17 protein-coding genes and 1 pseudogene are annotated in these 14,287 nt (G+C 36.7%); 9 read left to right on the top strand and 9 right to left on the bottom strand.

Translation table 11 applies throughout. The features are described 5' to 3' along the window. Window positions 1-233 precede the first annotated feature (233 nt). Window positions 234-1,082, top strand: coding sequence for a hypothetical protein (locus AB1280_RS00835; protein ID WP_429754597.1), 849 nt, complete (start codon window positions 234-236; stop codon window positions 1,080-1,082). Between the two features lie 71 nt (window positions 1,083-1,153). Here AB1280_RS00835 and AB1280_RS00830 read toward each other — a convergent pair whose 3' ends face one another. Then, window positions 1,154-1,990, bottom strand: coding sequence for a lipoate--protein ligase family protein (locus AB1280_RS00830; protein WP_429754596.1), 837 nt, complete (start codon window positions 1,988-1,990; stop codon window positions 1,154-1,156). A 167-nt stretch (window positions 1,991-2,157) separates the two neighbouring features. On the opposite strand from AB1280_RS00830, the gene AB1280_RS00825 reads away from it, so the two are divergent. Next, on the top strand, window positions 2,158-2,547 hold the full coding sequence (locus tag AB1280_RS00825) for a rhodanese-like domain-containing protein (RefSeq protein ID WP_272186871.1): 390 nt from the start codon (window positions 2,158-2,160) through the stop codon (window positions 2,545-2,547). Between the two features lie 31 nt (window positions 2,548-2,578). Here the strand turns inward: AB1280_RS00825 and AB1280_RS00820 are convergent, their stop codons facing one another. Continuing rightward, window positions 2,579-3,163 carry a DNA polymerase III subunit delta gene (locus AB1280_RS00820; protein WP_429754595.1) on the bottom strand — a complete coding sequence of 195 codons (585 nt, stop codon included), beginning with the start codon at window positions 3,161-3,163 and terminating at the stop codon, window positions 2,579-2,581. A 248-nt stretch (window positions 3,164-3,411) separates the two neighbouring features. Between AB1280_RS00820 and AB1280_RS00815 the strand changes: the two genes are divergently transcribed. From AB1280_RS00815 to AB1280_RS00795, 5 genes are all read left to right on the top strand, one after another. After that, complete coding sequence (locus AB1280_RS00815; RefSeq protein ID WP_272186869.1) at window positions 3,412-4,389, top strand: LacI family DNA-binding transcriptional regulator; 978 nt, start codon at window positions 3,412-3,414, stop codon at window positions 4,387-4,389. A 101-nt stretch (window positions 4,390-4,490) separates the two neighbouring features. Continuing rightward, window positions 4,491-5,072 (top strand): TetR/AcrR family transcriptional regulator, encoded by a 582-nt coding sequence (locus AB1280_RS00810; protein WP_272186868.1) that lies wholly within the window; start codon window positions 4,491-4,493, stop codon window positions 5,070-5,072. Window positions 5,073-5,147: 75 nt separating this feature from the next. Further along, window positions 5,148-5,480, top strand: coding sequence for a DMT family transporter (locus tag AB1280_RS00805; RefSeq protein WP_429754594.1), 333 nt, complete (start codon window positions 5,148-5,150; stop codon window positions 5,478-5,480). A 1-nt stretch (window position 5,481) separates the two neighbouring features. Further along, entirely contained in the window at window positions 5,482-5,796 is a 315-nt protein-coding gene (locus AB1280_RS00800) for a DMT family transporter (protein ID WP_272186866.1), read from the top strand. A gap of 13 nt (window positions 5,797-5,809) precedes the next feature. After that, the gene (locus AB1280_RS00795) at window positions 5,810-6,007 is read left to right on the top strand and encodes a DUF3975 family protein (protein WP_429754593.1); all 198 of its coding nucleotides are present in this window, start codon (window positions 5,810-5,812) and stop codon (window positions 6,005-6,007) included. A 255-nt stretch (window positions 6,008-6,262) separates the two neighbouring features. Here AB1280_RS00795 and AB1280_RS00790 read toward each other — a convergent pair whose 3' ends face one another. The 7 genes and pseudogenes from AB1280_RS00790 to gcvT all read right to left on the bottom strand — a co-directional run bounded on the left by AB1280_RS00790 (window position 6,263) and on the right by gcvT (window position 11,561). Beyond that, on the bottom strand, window positions 6,263-6,394 hold the full coding sequence (locus AB1280_RS00790) for a hypothetical protein (protein WP_429754592.1): 132 nt from the start codon (window positions 6,392-6,394) through the stop codon (window positions 6,263-6,265). Between the two features lie 5 nt (window positions 6,395-6,399). After that, window positions 6,400-6,779: pseudogene (locus AB1280_RS00785) on the bottom strand (GntR family transcriptional regulator). Between the two features lie 99 nt (window positions 6,780-6,878). Beyond that, entirely contained in the window at window positions 6,879-7,070 is a 192-nt protein-coding gene (locus tag AB1280_RS00780) for a hypothetical protein (RefSeq protein ID WP_020061612.1), read from the bottom strand. 58 nt (window positions 7,071-7,128) lie between these two features. Further along, entirely contained in the window at window positions 7,129-7,353 is a 225-nt protein-coding gene (locus AB1280_RS00775) for a DUF3929 family protein (RefSeq protein ID WP_098914792.1), read from the bottom strand. Between the two features lie 271 nt (window positions 7,354-7,624). After that, window positions 7,625-9,100 (bottom strand): aminomethyl-transferring glycine dehydrogenase subunit 2, encoded by a 1,476-nt coding sequence (gene gcvPB, locus AB1280_RS00770; RefSeq protein ID WP_429754591.1) that lies wholly within the window; start codon window positions 9,098-9,100, stop codon window positions 7,625-7,627. Next, entirely contained in the window at window positions 9,097-10,440 is a 1,344-nt protein-coding gene (gene gcvPA, locus AB1280_RS00765) for an aminomethyl-transferring glycine dehydrogenase subunit GcvPA (protein ID WP_272186863.1), read from the bottom strand. The genes gcvPB and gcvPA overlap by 4 nt, the downstream gene beginning before the upstream one ends. Before the next feature lie 20 nt (window positions 10,441-10,460). Then, window positions 10,461-11,561 carry a glycine cleavage system aminomethyltransferase GcvT gene (gcvT, locus tag AB1280_RS00760; protein ID WP_272186862.1) on the bottom strand — a complete coding sequence of 367 codons (1,101 nt, stop codon included), beginning with the start codon at window positions 11,559-11,561 and terminating at the stop codon, window positions 10,461-10,463. Window positions 11,562-11,820: 259 nt separating this feature from the next. Between gcvT and AB1280_RS00755 the strand changes: the two genes are divergently transcribed. Continuing rightward, a complete protein-coding gene (locus tag AB1280_RS00755; RefSeq protein ID WP_429754590.1) occupies window positions 11,821-13,503 on the top strand; it encodes a DEAD/DEAH box helicase in 1,683 nt (560 codons plus the stop codon). Next, window positions 13,490-14,284 carry a YqhG family protein gene (locus AB1280_RS00750; RefSeq protein WP_429754589.1) on the top strand — a complete coding sequence of 265 codons (795 nt, stop codon included), beginning with the start codon at window positions 13,490-13,492 and terminating at the stop codon, window positions 14,282-14,284. The genes AB1280_RS00755 and AB1280_RS00750 overlap by 14 nt, the downstream gene beginning before the upstream one ends. Window positions 14,285-14,287: the final 3 nt, after the last annotated feature.

Raw genomic sequence — 14,287 nt, 5'->3', positions numbered from 1 at the left:
AATAAATCCCTATATAAAACTTCAAAATTTTAACAGCTCTTTTTGAGGGCTGTTTTTCTCCTGTCTAATTTTACAAATTAAAAAATTTCATAAACAAAAAAGAAAAATGCAAAATAATTAAAGTAAATTGTTGACGTGATGCTTTTATTATCGGTATCATATTTCTTCGTGAGCAATTATTTTTCGTTATATGGGATTTTTATTGTTACTAAATTTTTGAGAGGGGAAATTTGATGTCACTTAAGAAGAAAACGCAAGTACGCACCGGCAAAATGGTACGTGAACTAATGTTAGCCGACGAAGATGTAAATGCTTCGCTAATTATGGTGTATAGTGAAAACGGTGTAAACGCAGAAATTAAAATCGAGGGCTTAACACCAAAATGTAACGAAGAATTATTTTTGAGCGGAAAAGTAGATTGGAACAAGAGCGTTATTTATAAAATTGTCGATTTTACTGGCAATGCCGAAGTTGGGAAAGTGACATTAAGCGCCATGAACAAAAACAATGTTTCACTGCAAATTGAACGCGTGATGTGGAGTAAAGAAACAAAAGAAGAAACGGTAGAATTGGAAGAAAATTCCCTATCCGTTGTTGAAACGTCGGCGCCTAAGAAAGAAACAGTAGTTGAAACTTCAAAAGAAACGACACCTGTAACAAAACCAGTTGTAAATGTTGCACCTACACAGGTACCAATTCCAAAGCCGGTGCGTCCAGAGCCTGTCGTTAAAGCAACACCAACACCTGTACAAAAAGAAGTAGTTGCACCAACTACAGTACAAAAAGTAGTAACGGTATCAACTCCAGCAAAGCCAACACCTTCAGTTAAACAACCTGTAACAAATCAACCAAATTCTGAATTACAAGAAAAATATATTCGTCTTGTAAAGCAAGCTGTAGATGTATGTCAAGATTACGAACTTGGTATGGATGTAGATGATTCTATTGAGAATTTAAAAAATGAGTTACAAAAACAAGGAATATCGGTAGCATTCGATGCAGAAATTATGGATATTGTAAACCGTTTGCGTTCACTAAAACAAAAAGGCATTAAAGTGGAAAAAGTATTGAACTTATTATAATTAATAAAGAAAAGCTTTCTCCTGCTGGAGAGCTCTCATTCATATAAAAAAGGAGATGGGTATCCATCTCCTTATTTCTTATAATTCCATTCATCACTTTCATATTTTGCTTTTGCTAATGTTTGCACTTCATGAAGTTGTTCTTCTGTTAACTCATATGGTACAAGCTCCACATTTAATCCTTTTTCAAATCCAATATGGAATGCATCGACAAGTTGCTGAATCGTAAAAGTACGATCTGTTAATTCATTAATTGCAATTGCTTTTGAAGAGAACATTTTTTTCATGCGTTCTTTCACACGTTCATTTGGAAACAGGAACAAATCATACAACACGTCTAAATCAATTTCTAACGGAATTGAACCATGCTGTAAAATAACACCTTTTTGTCTAGTTTGTGCACTTCCAGCAATTTTGCGCCCTTCTACAACAATTTCATACCATGATGGAGCATCAAAACAAACTGCTGAACGTGGATTTTTTAAATTATCGCGCTCCTCAGCTGTTTTTGGTACTGCGAAATAGGCTTCTAAACCTAATGCTTTAAAGCCATCTAACAATCCTTGTGAAATAACGCGATATGCTTCAGTCACTGTTTTTGGCATGTTTGGATGCTCTTCAGACACAATGACACTGTACGTTAATTCATTATCATGAAGAACGCCTCGTCCACCTGTTTGACGACGTACAAAACCAAAACCATTTCTATTTACTTCATCCATATCAATTTCTTTTGAAACACGCTGGAAATAACCGACTGTTAACGTCGGAACTTCCCATTCATAAAAACGAATTGTTGGCGGCATTTTCTTTTCACTTTGCCAATTTAACAAACATTCATCTAACGCCATATTAAACGCCGGAGAGCATTTGCCGGAATTTATATAACACCATTTTTCCTTTTCCATCCCACACCTCATATAACTAATTTTTTTCACATTCTCTAGTCTATCAAATTCGATAAAATTTGTGAAAGAATACGAAATTTCTTCTAATACAAAATGAACTTGTTGCATAAATACATATGGGCATTATAATATGGAGAGTAGGATAAGAAAAAGGGAGCGATATAATCGTGTCAACAAATGTTATTATTTTACTAGCCATAACTGCAGGATTCATCGGCTACTCTGTATGGATGTATTTCTATCAGAAGAAATTAATTAAAACACTTTCAGAAGAAGAATTTCGCGCTGGTTACCGTAAGGCACAGCTTATCGATATTCGTGAAGCGGACGAATATACTGCTGGTCACATTTTAGGAGCGCGCAATATTCCGATTTCACAAATACGTCTTCGTTACAAAGAACTTCGTACTGATCAGCCGATTTATATGTACTGCCAAAACGGTTTCCGAACAGGCCGCGCAGCACAATTCTTAAAAAAACACGGCTATAAAGAATTTTATCAATTACAAGGCGGCTTTAAAACTTGGTCTGGTAAAGTGAAAAAGAAAAACTCATAATAAAATAGCTAGCTTGTCGAACACAAGCTAGCTATTGCATTTTACTAGCAATATATACTAAATTTTTCTTAACATCTTCACTATCTTGATCACGAACATTCCGATAAAGCAACTGATATTCCACATTCTTTTCTTTCCATGTGAGCGTCGCCATATCTTCCCCGTCCATTTCTTCGTTACTATTTTTAAAATAGGCTATTATACCATTTGCAAGCCTTACTTTCTCCTGAAAACGATTTTGTTCTACGATATAAGGAAAATTGTACGAAAAGTTTGCCACTGTTAATTCAATATAATCTCGCATGCCTTTCTCTTGCCGTTCATATTTAATATCAAGAGCAATCCGCTTATCTCCCATTTTTCGAACTACTGCTTTTGGATTATCTGTTGAGTCATACGGTAAAAATGATGGTGTGTAAAAAGAAAAAGGAAGAACGTTCTTTACAGACTGTACCGGCATTGGGTCAGACATCATATCTTCATTTGCCTCTAAACTTTCAGCAAATTTTTTTTCTTCGACCATAGTTTGCTGAAAAGAACATGCACTTAACACCATACTAGAAAATACGAAACATATCATCCGTTTTTTCAACTTGTATCCGCCCTTTCCTAACATTCTCTTTTCAGGCTTTCGTATGTTATGTTCATATTCTCTTTTTCTTACTGCTCTACCTTTGAAAACTTTCCCCTTTTATCTCACACAATTTGACAAAAAAGCTTTTGCTACTCTCACGCCGAATTTAATCGTTACGCGAATAACAAAAGCTTTATTAACAAGATAGAATATGAAACGCTTTTCATGTCAAGAGTTTCACAAGATTTCTTTGACCCTTTTCTTGTATAATAGAAATAGAGGTGAAACATATGGTAAATATAAAACAAATCGCGAAAGCGGCTGGCGTCTCCGTTACGACTGTTTCACGCGTCTTAAATGAGCATCCATATGTCAGTGAAGAAAAACGACAACGCGTCCTAGAAACTGTTGAAGAATTAAATTACGCCAAAAATGTAAATGCGGTTCATCTTCTAAAAGGAAAAACACATACAATTGGTGTCATGCTTCCTTTTATTAATCTGCCTTACTTTAGTACAATTATAGAAGGTATTGGAACGAAAGCACTTGAAGCTGGATATCGCATTAACCTCTGTCAAACAAGCTACGATAGCATCGAAGAAATGCGTGTTCTTGAAATGATGAAAATGAAACAATTTGATGGTATGATTATTTGCTCCCGAACGAGCTCATGGGAAGCAATTGAACCTTATGCAAAATTTGCACCTATCATTTCATGCGAAAAGCTGGTGCATCCACTTATATCATCTATCTATGTTAATCATTACGACGGCTTTCGGATTGGAACAGAATATTTATTACAAAACGGACACGAACACATTGGATTTTGTTTAGCACGCAAAAAAAGCGTGAGCACGAAGCAGCGTGAGCAAGCTTTCTTTGACACTCTTCATGCAGCAGGTAAACGTTCGCAAACAGACTGGCAGTTTTATCAATGCTACACAATTCAAGACGGTGCGAATATCATCCAAAGCATACTAACGATGAAAAATCGTCCTACCGCTCTTTTTGCTGCAAGCGATCAAGTTGCTTCTGGATTATTAACAGAAGCGAAAAAACAGGGGCTGCGAGTACCAGAGGATTTAGCAATCTTAGGATTTGATAACCATCCTATTTCTGAAGCATTAGAGATAACAACAATTGAAAATCCTGGCTTAGCAATGGGAAATCGTGCTTTTTCCTTATTTTATGAACAAGTACAACAGGAACAAATTACAGGGACTTCTGAAGAGTTACCGTTTCGTCTCATTGAACGAGGAACAGTGTAAAAGCTCCTATTACTGGAGCTTTTATTAATTTTGCATGATTGCCCTTCTTGACTATACACTTATTCTGTTTTACACTTTAACTAACGAACGGTAGGTAGGGGATGAGTATGACAGCAAACCGTATTAAATCTGTAGCACTTTCACACTTTGCACGATATGGCTATGAAGGAACTTCACTAGCAAATATTGCACATGAAGTTGGAATTAAGAAACCGTCAATATATGCACACTTTAAAGGAAAAGAAGAGCTATATTTTATTTGCTTAGAAGAATCTTTACAAAAGGATCTTGCATTCTTTAAACAATATGTGAAAAAATCAGAAGAAACTCCCTTTGGAGACTTTTTATTTCATCTTCTTAAAGATTATGGCCATCGCTTTCAAGAAAGTATTGAAGCAATGTTTTGGCTACGCACTTCATTTTTTCCACCAGATGCCTTTCGCGAGCAAATTGTTGAAAAAGCAAATGCATACATCGAAAGCATCGGACAGCTTTTAGTACCTATATTTGAACAGGCACAAGAAAAGAAAGAACTTTGTAGCATCGAAGTAATGGAAGCTGTTGCAGCTTATTTATGTTTAATGGACGGATTAATGGTTGAATTTTTATTTGCTGGAATACAACCATTTGAAAATCGATTATATGCATCTTGGAAAGTATTTTGGCGCGGCTTGTCAAGCTGACGGATTGCACACGCAATACGTCAGCTTGACAAGCCGCGCCCTTTACCTAACGACTGGTAGGAAGGGGAATAAATGATGGAATGGATTTATGTTGTTATCGCAGGACTCATTGAAATTGTATGGGTAATTGGCTTAAAGCATGCCACAATACCACTAGAATGGATTGGTGTTGTACTTGCAATTGCTATTAGCTTTTTCCTTTTATTTAAAGCTTATGCAAAACTTCCTGTTGGAACTGTATATGCTGTTTTCACAGGAATTGGAGCTGGAGGTATTGTCCTAACAGAAATTTTTGTATTTGGTGAACCTTTTTCAATAACAAAAATCTTATTTATCGGATTAATTTTCGTAGGTGTTATCGGCTTAAAACGAGTAACAGGTGAACAAGAACAGAAGGAGGCCGCATAAAATGGCATGGGTATATTTAATTATTGCTGGTATTTGTGAAGTAACTGGTGTTATCTTTATGAAGATAGCCAATGAAAAAAAAGGCTGGATGCCAAAGCTTATGTTAATCGCCAACTTCGCAGTAAGTTTCTTCTTCTTATCTCTCGCAATGGATACACTGCCAATGGGAACAGCTTACGCAATTTGGACTGGAATCGGAACCGCCGGAAGTGCATTACTTGGTATTCTCATTTTTCGCGAATCCGCTGATTGGCGCCGCCTTGCCTTTTTAAGCTGTATCTTATGCGGTGCAGTTGGTTTAAAATTAATGAGTTAATGAGGTAAATGCAGTGTGGAAAAAAGGAGTACCACAAATTATGACCGGAATCATAATTGCCATTGTATTCTTATTGCAAGCTATATTCCATATTGCAGAATGGTTATTTCATAAAGCGTTTGCAATCCTCACGTTTCTCCCAAACATGGCTCTTGAGGTCGCTTCTGTTTTTTGGTCCATTATCGCTTCTATTGGGATTATTATCATTTAGAGTATCGCAAAACTCTGGAAAAAGATCTTTTCAAAAGACAGTTCTTCAATTCACAAGAAGTAACTGTCTTTTTTTCATATCATTTCCTCCTTTGGACATACTACAAAAAAGGAGCTGATGATATGCAAACTTCTGTACATAAGCAGATTTTACTGCTATTTTTCGTCTTTATTATGTTTGTTGTGTTTTTTAGTTTCCTCTTACATACATATAACGTACCTGTTTACTCGCCGAGTATGGTATCGGTTTATAAAATTATTGTGCATAGTTTGTTGCAATAAAGAAGGTGTCTCGTAATGAGACACCTTTCATAACGTATGATTTTCTTTTTTCTAATCGGACTGAAAAACCTTGATAATCTTTACAAACATTTTTTAATTCTAGCATGTGTCTCATTCCCCCTTATATAGAAACGCAATCATATGCTGCAACTCTTTAAGAGACAGCTGGAGAAGTTTACTTTCATTTACTACTTCTTCAGCTTTACTTTCCAACAATCGCAACCTTTGTTCTCGTATGAGTTCATTATTTTGCACAGAAACATACGTCCCTTTTCCAGCAACTGTCTCATCTCAATATACCCTTCTTTTTCAAGCTCTTCATACGCTCATTTCGTCGTAATTACGCTAATTTGTAATTCCTTCGCTAAACTTCGGATAGACGGTAATTGTTCTCCACCTTGTAAATCCCCATTTAAAATAAGTTGCCGAAGCCGCTTACTAATTTGTTCATAAATAAGATCTGGTGAGGAGTTTGAAATAATAATATTCATATTTCCCTCCACAACGTGTATATTATATATGCAGTATATACATTCTATTTTGGCAACAAAAAAAGACCAACAATTTCCTGTTGGTCTTTCATATATGTATCACTTCTCAAAGCGATTTAACATCTCATCTCTCATACCAAAGCTCACAATCGCAATCCCAACATACATAAAAATAAGAAATGCTGGATGTACTGTGTTATACCAATGGCTATCAATAATTAAATATACCGTTAATGCTGCAACAAGTAAAAATGCAACAATAAACATATAGAAATGTCTTTTACTACCCATAACGAACTCCTCTCTACTTACTCATTTATTGTAACGAATTATCCCCTATGACTCAAGACTAACTTTCCTGTAAATGATCTAGCTCAACTTTCACAATATCATGACAAGCGATTGGAATAAGTGTTCCTTTACTATCAATTGCAGTTACACTTTTGTTATCTAATACGTGATGCTTCACTCTCTCTAACATTTTTTCTGTATCTTGGTAATAAAATTCTTTAATATCCTTAATCATATCACCATTTTCTAAATGGTACACCATCCTACAACGCTTATAACCCATCTTTTCCATCCCCTTGTTCATTTCTTCACATATGTATGAAAAATTGACATTTTTGCTTCTCATTCACTTTAATTTCAATAAAATTCTAACAAAAATACACACTTTTATCAAAGGGACTTTTTCAACAAAAATGTTGAGAAAGTCCGATAATTCTCCAATCTTACATAAAACCTACAATTTTGTAACATCTTTTTTAGGTAATGACACTTTCTTCGACAATATGAAAAAAGAACTCGCATATAGCGAGTTCTCTACAAATTATTATTGATGATTAAACTTGAACCATAGATGGTTTTTGATAACGTAAAATCGGCTTACGTGCTGCCATTGTTTCATCAAGACGCTTAATTACTGTTGTATGTGGCGCTTCTTGAACCACTTCTGGATTTTCTTCTACCTCTTTTGCGATCTGAATCATCGTATCGATAAATCCATCTAATGTTTCTTTTGATTCTGTTTCTGTCGGCTCAATCATAATACATTCTTCCACATTTAACGGGAAGTAAATTGTTGGTGGATGGTAGCCGAAATCAAGCAGACGTTTTGCAATATCAAGCGTACGCACGCCAAGTTTCTTTTGACGACGGCCAGATAATACAAATTCATGCTTACAATGTCTATCAAATGGAAGATCGTAGAATGGAGCTAATCTTCTCATCATATAGTTCGCGTTTAATACCGCATATTCTGTTACGGCACGAAGTCCATCTGGACCCATAGAGCGAATATACGTATACGCACGAACATTAATACCGAAGTTACCATAGAACGGTTTCACGCGTCCAATTGCTTGTGGACGATCGTAATTAAAGTGGTAGCCGCTCTCTGTTTTCTCTAAAACTGGCTTTGGTAAAAACGGAATTAAATCTGCTTTTACACCTACTGGACCAGAACCTGGACCACCGCCACCATGCGGGCCTGTAAATGTTTTATGAAGGTTTAAATGCACAACGTCAAATCCCATATCTCCTGGGCGCGCTTGACTTAATACTGCATTTAAGTTTGCACCATCATAGTACAATTTACCGCCTGCATTATGGACGATTTCTGCCATTTCTAAAATGTTCTCTTCAAATAGTCCAAGTGTATTTGGATTTGTTAACATAAGCGCTGCTGTTTCTTCGTTCACAACACGCTTTAAGTCTTCTAAATCAACAAGACCATTTTCATTTGATTGCACTGTAATCGTCTCAAATCCTGCTACTGTTGCAGAAGCTGGGTTTGTTCCGTGAGCAGAGTCAGGAACAATTACTTTCGTACGTTTATAATCGCCATTTGCTTCGTGATATGCACGAATTAACATTAATCCTGTCCATTCACCGTGTGCACCAGCTGCTGGTTGAAGCGTTACAGTATCCATACCTGTAATTTCTATTAAATGCTCTTGTAAGTCATACATTAATTCCATTGCACCTTGCACTGTCTTTTCATCTTGAAGTGGATGAATGTGTGCAAGGCCAGGGAAACGCGCTACATTTTCATTGATTTTTGGGTTGTACTTCATCGTACAAGATCCTAGTGGATAAAACCCAGAATCAACACCGTGGTTACGGTTTGAAAGTGCTGTGTAATGGCGCATAATATCAAGTTCTGATACTTCAGGAAGCTCTGCATCTTCCGTGCGAATATACTCGCTCTCAAACACATCTTCTAATTTTACTTCTTCTACATCTAATTGGGGTAAGCTATATCCTACGCGTCCTTCTCTACTCATTTCAAAAATAAGTGCTTGGTCTTGATTCTTCATTGGATAGCCCCCATTTCGTTTACAAGTGTGTCAATCTCTTCTTTTGTGCGTAACTCTGTTACAGCTAGAAGCATATGATTTGTAAGTTCTTTATAATCACGGCCAAGGTCGTAACCACCGATGATATTTTTGGATAATAATGCATCGCTTACTTCTTGTACTGGACGTTTGCAATCTACAACAAATTCATTGAAGAACGGTCCAGAAAATGTTACTGTAAAGCCTTTTGCTTCAAGTTGACGTTTTGCATATTGTGCTTTAGAAACGTTTTGACGTGCCATTTCCTTCACACCTTGTTTCCCAAGTGCTGTCATTGCAACAGAAGCTGCTAATGCGTTTAACGCTTGGTTTGAACAAATATTAGATGTCGCTTTATCACGACGAATATGTTGCTCACGTGCTTGCAGCGTTAATACGAAACCACGTTGTCCTTCAGAATCCACCGTTTGTCCAACAAGGCGTCCTGGAATTTTACGCATAAACGCTTTTGTTGTAGCAAAATAACCGCAGTGCGGGCCACCAAACTGTGTTGGAATACCAAATGGCTGCGCATCGCCTACAACAACATCAGCACCAAATTTACCAGGTGGTGTTAATGCTCCTAATGACAATGGATTAGAAGAAACGATGAATAATGATTTTTGCTGATGAACGATTCTCTCAATATCAGCCAGTTTCTCCACTTGTCCAAAGAAGTTTGGATATTGAACGATTACGCAAGCTACTGTATCATCTACTTTGCTTTGTAATGCGTCTAAATCTGTTACACCATCTTTATAATCAACTTCAACAACCTCAAGGTGTTGACCTTTTGCATATGTTTCAAGGACTGCTCTTGATTCCGGATGAACTGCTTTAGAAACAAGAATTTTCTTTTTACGAGTATGACCCGCTGCTAGCATTGCCGCCTCTGCTAACGCTGTACCTCCGTCATACATGGAAGAGTTTGCTACATCCATACCTGTTAGTTCACAAATCATTGTTTGGAATTCAAAGATTGCTTGTAATTCCCCTTGTGAAATTTCTGGTTGGTATGGCGTATAAGCTGTATAAAATTCTGAACGAGAAAGAACATGATCTACAATTACTGGTGCATAATGATCATATACACCTGCTCCTAAGAAGGAAGCATAGTCTTTTAAGTTTGCATTTTTACTAGCAAGCTCAGACAGTTCTTTTAAAAGTTCTGGTTCTGATTTTGCTTGTTTAATATTTAAATCTCCTTGGAAACGAACGCTTTCTGGAATATCAGAAAATAACTCATCAATCGTTTGAACGCCGATTGTTTGTAACATTTCTTTTTTGTCTTCTTCTGTCATTGGAAGATAACGATGCAACATGAAATTTTCCCCTCTCCCCGTTACTTTGAACGTTTGTAAAATGGTGTTGGAACAACAACTGCTTTGACGCGTTTATTACGAATTTCAATTTCCACTTCTGTATCAACTGCTGTATATTTCACATCAATTAACGCTAAACCGATACTTTTCTTTAACGTTGGAGATTGTGTACCACTTGTAACTTCCCCGATTTTTTCTTCGCCCACATATACTGGGTAATGCGTGCGCGGGATACCACGTTCAATTACTTCGATGCCGACTAATTTACGAGGTGCACCATTTTCTTTTTGTTCCTTTAACGTTTCTTTTCCAAAGAAGTCCATTTCTTTATTTGGTTTTACTGCAAAACCAATTCCAGCTTCAATTGGTGTAATATCTTTTGATAACTCTTGACCATAAAGAGGTAGTGTTGCTTCAAAACGAAGTGTATCACGCGCGCCTAAGCCACATGGTTTTAAGCCGTCTTCTTCGCCTACTTCAAGAAGTTTTTCCCAAAGCTTCGCAGCCTCTTCGCTCTTACAGTAAATTTCAAACCCATCTTCACCTGTATAACCAGTACGAGATACAAGTGCTTCTACACCATCCACAAGAACATGGTCTTTAAATTTAAAGAACTTAATTTCTTTCAAATCTTCTGATACAACTTTTTGTAAAATGCCCTCTGCTTTTGGTCCTTGAATTGCAAGTTGTGCAATTTCACTAGAAACGTTGACTACTTGCACATCGCCGCTTACATGAGAAGCTAACCACTCATAATCTTTTTCAATGTTTGATGCATTGATTACTAGTAAATAGTCTTCTTCGCCGCGTTTGTAGATTAATAAGTCATCTACTGTACCACCATCTTCGTAACACATTGCCGTATATTGTGCGCCGCCTACCTTTAAGATAGAGACATCGTTTGTAACTACACGTTGTAAAAATGCTAAACTATCTGCACCTTTTACTTCTACTTCTCCCATGTGAGAAACATCAAAAAGACCTGCTTCTGTGCGAACAGCTTCATGTTCTTCTTTAATGCTTGAAAATTGAACTGGCAATTCCCAACCACCAAAATCAATTGTTTTCCCACCATACTTCGCGTATACATCAAATAGCGGTGTACGTTGTAACGTAATCATGCTCTCTCCCCCTTACGCCTTCTAAGACAAATCAATAAAAGTTGGCTTCCCATTTCTAAACATTTTCATTATTAAAAGATGGGATATACGGAATCTCATTCTATTTTTTTATGAAAGCGTAAATAAAAAAGTGCTTTCTTGGATAAAATACGAAAGATCCCACACATTTCACACCATTATCCTAACATTTTTCGAGCCGTTTCATCAATATTCTAGCTAAAAAAATAATTTAGAATTTATAGAAGGTGAGATTTTATCCATGAATGTCGAAATTTCAATAGAGCGTTCTTGGCAAGAAAACTTCTTAAAACGAATAGAAGAAGATGGCCCGTGGACAAACTGGGAACTATTTCATCTCGCATATCAAACTGAACAGTCCCTTCTCATTCCTACATTTGACGGGCTACAGGCGCCTAAACATTTACCTAATTTCACGCCGCTTCCACATCAATTAGAAGTTGCGCAAACCGTCATTGAACAGATGAACGGGAAAGCAATCTTAGCAGATGAAGTTGGACTTGGAAAAACAATTGAAGCTGGACTTATTTTAAAAGAATATATGGTGCGCGGACTTGTGAAAAAAGTGCTCATTCTTGTCCCTGCATCTCTCGTTTCACAATGGGCATATGAACTAAATACAAAATTTTTCATTCCAGCCGCCATGCAGAGAAAAAGCTACTCCTGGGAGCAAGCTGATGTTATTGTATCGTCTATCGATACAGCAAAGCGCTCGCCGCACCGTGATATCGTTTTAAATTTAGAATATGATCTCATTATTATTGATGAAGCACATAAACTAAAAAACAACAAAACGAAAAACTATGAATTTGCGCAACTATTAAAGAAAAAATTTTGCTTATTACTTACAGCAACACCGGTTCAAAATCGCATTGATGAAATCTTTAATCTTGTCTCGTTATTAAAACCTGGACATCTCGGCAACCAGTCTAATTTTGAAGAATATTACGCTTCGAAAAATCGCACGGCTGAAACAGATGAACATTTAAAAGAACTCATTAATAAAGTAATGGTACGGAATCGACGGCACGACACTGGCATCGAATGGCCAAAACGACACGTTCATACGCTCTTTGTCGATTTCAATGAGCAAGAAAAAGCTTTATACGATGCAATTGAAGGATGGAAAAGACAAGATGTATTTACCTCAGCATTTTCTGCTTTAACATTGAAGCGTGAAGCGTGCAGTAGCCGCGAAGCTGTTTATTTCTCACTCAAAAAGCATGTAGAAAAGCGGCAAAAAGAAAATGAGCAATATACAGTAGATCCATACATAGATGTGTTAATGGAGAAAATTAATGGTATTTCTTCTAATTCAAAAGCAAATAAAGCATTAGAAATTATTAAGGAAGTTAATGATAAAGTTGTTATTTTTACAGAATACCGTGCTTCTCAAATGTATCTGCAATGGTTTTTAAAGCAGCACGGCATCTCTTCTGTACCATTTCGTGGCGGATTTAAGCGCGGCAAAAAAGATTGGATGAAAGAATTGTTTCAAAACCATGCCCAAGTATTAATTGCGACAGAAGCAGGCGGTGAAGGAATAAATCTACAATTTTGTAATTACATGATCAACTATGACCTTCCTTGGAATCCGATGCGCCTTGAACAAAGAATCGGACGGATTCATCGTCTTGGACAAAGGCATGACGTTCATATTTATAATTTGGCAACGAAACATACCGTAGAAGAGCATATTTTAAAACTGCTGTATGAAAAAATTGACTTATTTGAACGTGTCATTGGTGATTTAGATGAAATTTTAACAAGAATTAATATGAAAAACATCGATGCTCACATTCATGATATTTTTGCTCATTCCAAAAGTGAAGGAGAAATCCGAATTAAAATGGAAAATTTAACGTCGATTATTGAATTTGCCAAACGAAATGAAGCTGAGGTGCATGGCTATGCAGCAACATGAAATTCATCACTATCTACATTGTTTTTTTGAGGCAAACGGCTGTGAAATTTTGCAGCGTTTTCCTCATTTATTAGACGTTCAATTAACAACTGAAATGGACAAACTACTGATGAACCGCCCGTTTTACTGGCATTATCTTGAAAAAACGGGCGGTATACCAAATCCGATGCGTCTTACATTCATTACTGATGCAAAACATGAGGAGCAAGAAGGTGAATTCATTCACTACGGTTCTCCGCGCTTACATCAAATTTTTCAAGCAACAAAAGAATTAGGTGCTTACATTCGTTTATTTGAAGATGTACATTCAAACGGAAAAACAAGCACTCCGCTTCACCCTTGGCTTGGCGTTAATATAAAAGTCTCCTATCAATGTGATCGAAAAAAAGATATGCTGTATTCCATCGGGATTCACCTTATTTCTGGTGCGATGATTACAAATTTTCACGAGGCATTAACATCGCTTCGTCTTACACCAAAAATTCCTGATTTTTGTTTTACATTAACGCCAATTATTAAACCGCAAAGCGGGTTATCTAGAATTGAAGAAGCCATGAAACGTATCATTGCATCAGACGATCACACATGGGCTGAAGAAGCAAAAGTTCGTTGGAATCACGATTTACAACTACTAAACCGTTTTTATGAGGAAAGTGATAAATTACCAGAAAGCTTTGAGATAGAAAAACGAGCCTTGCAAGAACAATATGAGCCGCGCATTACGATGCAAATTATAAACGGCGGACTCTTTTATGTGACAGCGAACCATTTTTTAATATAAAAA

This window comes from Bacillus sp. S10(2024) (assembly GCF_050473865.1).
In the GTDB taxonomy this organism is placed as follows: domain Bacteria; phylum Bacillota; class Bacilli; order Bacillales; family Bacillaceae_G; genus Bacillus_A.
Note: the sequence above shows the minus strand (reverse complement) of the source record. Positions and strands in the feature narration are given on the sequence as shown.

Excerpts from the sequence above, each read along its gene's own strand:
- AB1280_RS00835 (WP_429754597.1), top strand. The coding sequence starts at position 234 with ATGTCACTTAAGAAGAAAACGCAAGTACGCACCGGCAAAATGGTACGT.
- AB1280_RS00830 (WP_429754596.1), bottom strand. The coding sequence starts at position 1,990 with ATGGAAAAGGAAAAATGGTGTTATATAAATTCCGGCAAATGCTCTCCG.
- AB1280_RS00820 (WP_429754595.1), bottom strand. The coding sequence starts at position 3,163 with ATGTTAGGAAAGGGCGGATACAAGTTGAAAAAACGGATGATATGTTTC.
- AB1280_RS00815 (WP_272186869.1), top strand. The coding sequence starts at position 3,412 with ATGGTAAATATAAAACAAATCGCGAAAGCGGCTGGCGTCTCCGTTACG.
- AB1280_RS00810 (WP_272186868.1), top strand. The coding sequence starts at position 4,491 with ATGAGTATGACAGCAAACCGTATTAAATCTGTAGCACTTTCACACTTT.
- AB1280_RS00805 (WP_429754594.1), top strand. The coding sequence starts at position 5,148 with ATGGAATGGATTTATGTTGTTATCGCAGGACTCATTGAAATTGTATGG.
- AB1280_RS00800 (WP_272186866.1), top strand. The coding sequence starts at position 5,482 with ATGGCATGGGTATATTTAATTATTGCTGGTATTTGTGAAGTAACTGGT.
- AB1280_RS00790 (WP_429754592.1), bottom strand. The coding sequence starts at position 6,394 with ATGCTAGAATTAAAAAATGTTTGTAAAGATTATCAAGGTTTTTCAGTC.
- AB1280_RS00780 (WP_020061612.1), bottom strand. The coding sequence starts at position 7,070 with ATGGGTAGTAAAAGACATTTCTATATGTTTATTGTTGCATTTTTACTT.
- AB1280_RS00775 (WP_098914792.1), bottom strand. The coding sequence starts at position 7,353 with ATGGGTTATAAGCGTTGTAGGATGGTGTACCATTTAGAAAATGGTGAT.
- gcvPB (WP_429754591.1), bottom strand. The coding sequence starts at position 9,100 with ATGAAGAATCAAGACCAAGCACTTATTTTTGAAATGAGTAGAGAAGGA.
- gcvPA (WP_272186863.1), bottom strand. The coding sequence starts at position 10,440 with ATGTTGCATCGTTATCTTCCAATGACAGAAGAAGACAAAAAAGAAATG.
- gcvT (WP_272186862.1), bottom strand. The coding sequence starts at position 11,561 with ATGATTACGTTACAACGTACACCGCTATTTGATGTATACGCGAAGTAT.
- AB1280_RS00755 (WP_429754590.1), top strand. The coding sequence starts at position 11,821 with ATGAATGTCGAAATTTCAATAGAGCGTTCTTGGCAAGAAAACTTCTTA.
- AB1280_RS00750 (WP_429754589.1), top strand. The coding sequence starts at position 13,490 with ATGCAGCAACATGAAATTCATCACTATCTACATTGTTTTTTTGAGGCA.